We start from the raw sequence: 5,308 nt of genomic DNA, 5'->3' as shown, positions 1-5,308 counted from the left end.
CCCCAACCCCAACCCCAACTCCAACTCCAACTCCAACTCCAACTCCAACTCCAAGTCCAACTCCAACTCCAACTCCAAGTCCAAGTCCAAGTCCAATCGACAGGATTGCGCAGGCGCTCCAGTCCGGCGACCCTCGCCCGTTGCAGCCCGCCGACGCACTGACCCTGCTTGATCGCGCGACGCGTCTGGCCGTGCAGCTGCAAACCCGGCAGACCGGCATCGTGGCCAATATCTACCGGGGCGGAGAGACGCTGGACCTGTCCCTGAACCACACCACCTCCAGCGCCACCATCACACCCATCGCCACCATGCCGTCGGCATCGGTCATGGTGGCTCCATTCATCCTCAGCGACAACAACAGCGGCATGGCCGCCCTGTCGGAGGTGCAGACAGGCCGGGGCTTGGCGTATGGCGCTGATGTGCTGAACTGGATGGCCAATGGCACCCGCGAGACCCAGCATGCGCCACTGTTCCGGCGCGCCTTCACCTGGTTGATGCGGGGGGACGCCAATGCCGCCTTGCCCGCCAGCATTTCCTTCGGCACGGCGGGCTACACCGCCGCCACGGTCAAAAAGTACATCGCCACGACTGGCAAGCAAGGTCAGGAAGTCGCCTGCGATATCGCCAACGTCGCCAACACCTGCTGGCAGCAGGCCGACCTGTTGGTCTTTGGCGCCGGCGTCAAGGCTGACCCCGGCCTGACGGCGCTGGTCGGCAAGTACCTCGCTGCTGGCAAGGCCGTGATCTACATGCACAACAACTGGACGGAGTCGGCCGGAGGCCGCCAGGTCCTGGTGGCCATGGGCATGACGCTGGGCGGCTATCCCGGCAACTACTTTGCCGGGGCCGCGGGGGTCAGTGTGAGCCAGGCCCGCACAAGCGCGCAAAGCGTGGCCCAGAGCGACCAGATCGGCAACCTGCCGAATGTGCTGCGCATGCTGGCCAATGACAGCCTGGTCTATGACTTCAGCACCGACCGGGCGCCGACGGCGCCGATCGACAAGATCCACAACGACCTGGCCGGATTCGATGGGCGCGGGGATGCCGTGTTTGGCAGCGCCGATACCGAGCTGTACCGGCTGCTGGTGCTGTGGGCGGACCTGTGGCGGCCCAACATCGAGTATGGCCGCGGCCTGAGCAAGACCGGCAGCTCTGCGGCCTTCCTGCGTGCCTACGCCTCCGATTCATGGACGCACTACAGCCGGAGCGCCACCACCGTTTCGCCCAAGGGCCAGGGGGACTACATGCCTGCAGCAGCGCAGGGCATACCGGTCATTGCGGAGGAGGAAATAGTAGTCAGCATTGCGCAAAGCGCAGGCAAGACGGCCATTGGCCGAGCCGCCGTGCCGGGCAAGCCTGTCACGGTCGAGATACTGGAGGCCACCGAAGGCAGCAGCTACGGCATGCAGACCAGCCATATCCGCACAGCCGGGAGCCCGTTCGAGGATATGTATGCCCGGCCACGCCGCCCCCAGTCGTTTGCCGTGCCGCTCAAGCTCGGTCGGTCCAGCACCTTTGTCACGCCCTTCGGCGGTCCTCTGTTCCTGAACTACAGCGGCGCCACGGGCGGCAGCACCGTCAAGTTGCGCATCAAGGGCGGGGCCAAGTACGCGCATTTTGATTTCAGCGGTGCCGCGCCCAGCGATACCGAGATAGCCGAAGCCTCGGCCGCACTGCTGCGCAAGGACTTTGGTTGGGTCACGGGGAAGTTCGTGGGTGGCGAATTCCAGCAAAGCATGAAATACAGCAGCGGGATCACGGACCCTCGGGCATGGATTGTTGGTGGCATCAAAGGTATTCTTTTTGATTCCAACCACATCGCAAATGGTTACAGCAACATGCCCCTGAGTGCGAACGTCAAGACCACTTGCGACAGTTTGGGTTGGATCTGCGATGGTCCCTTGCACCGCGCTCCAGGCGTGCAGCATTTTGTGGGCTGGATCGCCACCTGCGGCTACCTCTGCTCGGGCAATCCGTCGGATGGTTTTGCAGGCATCGGACCGGGCTGGGGCTGGGCGCATGAGTTGGGCCACAACACCGTGCAGCGCGTGATGCACATGGATTTTGGTAGTGGCCGTGGTTGCGTGACTGAATGCGACAACAACAATCTGGCCGTCGCCCAGACCCTTTGGGCCTATGCCGTGCAGGGTATCGACCAGAACGCGGGGCGCACTGACCATGTTTTGCTCTATCAGCACATTCAGGCCAACCGCGCCACCAGCCTGAGTGGCGAAGCCCTGCGCAGTGACATGGAGACTCGTTTCTGGGGCGGCTCGGCATCGGCCAAGATGGCGTTCTGGATGCAACTGTCCTTTCTGTATACCAAGGAGCGGCTGGGGCAGGCACAGCCTACGGTGGCCACAGCGCTGGAGTACCACAACCTGCTGACCAAGGGCGATCGCCTGGTGGCCAAGGCCTGGGATGCGGCTAATCCGGGCAAGTACGGCATGGGGCGTTTTGCCGACAACAAGATCAGCAATGAGGACCTGTTGTTTGTGCTCAGCTCGAAGATCATCGGCAAAGACTTGCGCAAGATTTTTGCGATGTATGGCCTGCCAGTGAGCCAGAAAGCGCTGGATTCGGTGGCAGACCTGAAGCTGCCCGTCGCAGAGCGGAGTTTCTATGCCATTGCTGCTGGCAAGAGCAATCGCTTGGCGACCGGGCAATGGGTCAATGTGGAAGGCCTGGTACCGGCTTACCCGTTCTGATCCTGGCTGGGCGGGGCCGCGGTCTTGCGCGTCAGGACGGCTCCGGCACCAAGTGCATGCGCATGCGACGGATGCTGGCTGCTGGTGCGCCGGCTGCGCACAGCAGCAGCGCGGCCAGACGCGGCCCGTGTACGTTGGCCTGGGGGCGGGGCTCGATGGTGGCTGCAGCTGCCAGCCAGGCTGCAGCATCGTCGCAGGGCAGGGTGGTGTCGATGGACTCCAGCGCGGCCCTGCGCTGCGCCAGGTTGGGCCAGGCAGCCGCCAGCTCGCTGCGCAGCTGTACTGGACGGCATGCAAACCAGCCCAGGAAGGCGCGCTCCAGCGTGGTCCGGTCGGCATAACCCAGGCGTCGCGCGATCGCGTCGATACCTTCTTCGCTGTAGGCCAGGCTTTGCAGCACGCGAGCGCGGCGATCGGCCTGCAGCAATGCAGAGAAGGAGTTGCCTTCGCTGGCCAGACGACGTCTCAGCGAACTGGTGCCGCAATTGAATGCGCGGGCCGCGCTGGTCTGGCTGGCCCTGCTGGGGTCGGCCAGTCCATGCAGCCATTGACGCAGCCGTTCCGTGGTGCTCACGCCATGGCGAATGGGGGGGAGCAGGTAGTCGAGCGAGGGCCGCAGGGCCGCAAGCAGGGCCGGGTTGCTGCCGGGCAAAGGCATGCCCAGCGCCTCGAGCGGGTAGCAGACCGCGAATTCATCCCTGCCAAAGTGGGGCATGACGCCGAACAGCGCCGCCAATTGCCCCGCCTGCGCCGTCTCTGGCGTCATGAGTTCAACGTTCTGCGGCTTGAGGGGGCGCGCCATGCAGTGTGAAAGCAGGCATGTAAGCCAGGCCACACCGGCCTCGTAGCGCAGTTGCCTGCCCAGCCGCCGGGCCTGGTAGCGCGGGCGCATGACAAGGCGCAGTTGCTGGCCGTCTTTGTGCATGCCGAACTCGCCGTCTGGCAGCAGGCGACTACGCAGCCGCACGATCTCCAGCAGCGCGGCCTCCAGTGTGGCGCAACTGCGCAGGTAGTAGGCAATGCCATGGCCAGTGCTCAGGTCCGACTGGAGCGCGAGCCAGGCGCCGACATGGGGTTCGCCTTCGGCATGCAGCATTTCGAAGAGTTCCAGCAGTGAGGACGTTGCCATCAGCTCCTTGCCCTGTCCGGCCACGCTGCGCAGGCCCCACTGGGCCTGCAGCTTTGCCAGCAGTGCAGGACGGTTGGCAAGCCGCGCATACAGCGGTTGAAGGTGGGCCATTTCAAGCCCATTGAAAGTTTGCATCGTTGAGGAGAGGGGAAGAGAAAGCGCGCAGTCCTGGGGCTGGGTCAGCAGGCTTCATGGCGTGTTTTTGCTATCTTAATGATAGCTATAAACACCCGATGAGAAGGCGCAGGGGCTATTTTTTTTGGTCTACACGCGCGGGATCGAGCGGGTGCCCGGTGGCTGCGTCGGGGCCTGGTAGGCGCGCAAATGCCGCAGCCCCCGCCGCCAGCATGCCTGCGATGGTCAGCATCACCGCCACATACGGGTCCACGCCCCGCGCGGCGGCCAGCGATGCAGCCAGGCCAGTTGCCCATTGCATCAGCGCCACACCCAGAAACAGCGCCATGGTGAACACCGCCATGGCCCGCCCGGTCATCGTGCTCGGGTAGGACGAACGCACATCGGCGTACTGCAGCACCATGTAGCCCGATAGCAGGCCCACGGCAATCGAGCCGCCCACATCCAGCCATTCGGCGTGCAACAGGCCGACGGCCGCAAACAGCCCGGCCAGCAGCAGCGTGAAGCCGACCAGCCAGCGCCTGCGCCGCCCTGGCCCGGGGTCGATGCGCCCGAAGTACGCCGGGGTGAACAGTGACAACAGTGACGAGAGCATTGCCACGTTGCCACTCGCCACCAGGCTGTAGCCATGCCGCTCAATGAGCAGCGGCCCCAGCCACAGCCCGCGCAGGGTGAGGAACGAGGCATAGGTCATCAGCGCCAGCAGCATGATGCCGGCCGTGTGCGGCAGCAAAAACAGCGCGCCAAACCCGCGCACCGCCTGCAGCACAGATTCGCGCGGGGGCGTGCTGTGTGCGGGCTGCGCGGGCTCGCGCACCTTCCAGAAGATCAGCAGCCAGGCCAGCACGGCCAGACCGGCGAGCACGCCAAACCCCATGCGCCATGACGACTGCTGCACCAGCCAGGCCAGCGGCGTGCCCGTGAACAGCATGCCCAACCCGCCCACGCCCATGGCCACGCCCGAGACCATCGCAAACCGGCTGGCTGGAAAGTAGCGCGCGATGAACACCGTGCACACCAGAAATGCAGGTGCGCAGCCCACGCCGATCAGTACCTGCCCCAGCAGTACCGTGCCATAGCCCGGTGCCAGCGCCGACAGCAGCGCACCCGCGATGGTGAGCGGGAAAGCCACCAGCAGCGTGCGCCGCACGCCATAGAGATCAATGCCGACGCCCATGAAAAGCTGCATGGTGCCGAACGCAAACGCGAAGGCCCCGGCAAACACGCCCAGCCCCTCGGCCGACAGCCCGAACTCCGCGCGCAGTCCGGTGGCCATGATGGCCGTGATGGTGCGAAATGCCTGGCTCAGCGCAAAGCCCGACACCAGCGCCAGCAG

The 5,308-nt window shown here is 64.8% G+C and carries 3 protein-coding genes; 1 reads left to right on the top strand and 2 read right to left on the bottom strand.

Features of this window, described 5'->3' with window-relative positions:
* Positions 1-95 precede the first annotated feature (95 nt).
* Positions 96-2,708, top strand: a complete 2,613-nt coding sequence (locus DBR12_RS14530; RefSeq protein ID WP_369861571.1) for an ImpA family metalloprotease — start codon at positions 96-98, stop codon at positions 2,706-2,708.
* 31 nt (positions 2,709-2,739) lie between these two features.
* On the opposite strand, the gene DBR12_RS14525 is transcribed toward DBR12_RS14530, so the two are convergent.
* On the bottom strand, positions 2,740-3,948 hold the full coding sequence (locus tag DBR12_RS14525; protein WP_158275005.1) for an AraC family transcriptional regulator ligand-binding domain-containing protein: 1,209 nt from the start codon (positions 3,946-3,948) through the stop codon (positions 2,740-2,742).
* A gap of 139 nt (positions 3,949-4,087) precedes the next feature.
* Positions 4,088-5,308 (bottom strand): nitrate/nitrite transporter (locus DBR12_RS14520; RefSeq protein WP_108617913.1); only part of this gene is annotated, 1,221 nt, incomplete at its 5' end.

The sequence above is a fragment of the Acidovorax sp. HMWF029 genome, from assembly GCF_003060895.1.
In the GTDB taxonomy this organism is placed as follows: Bacteria; Pseudomonadota; Gammaproteobacteria; order Burkholderiales; family Burkholderiaceae_C; genus Acidovorax.
This window is presented reverse-complemented; position numbering and strand designations above follow the sequence as displayed.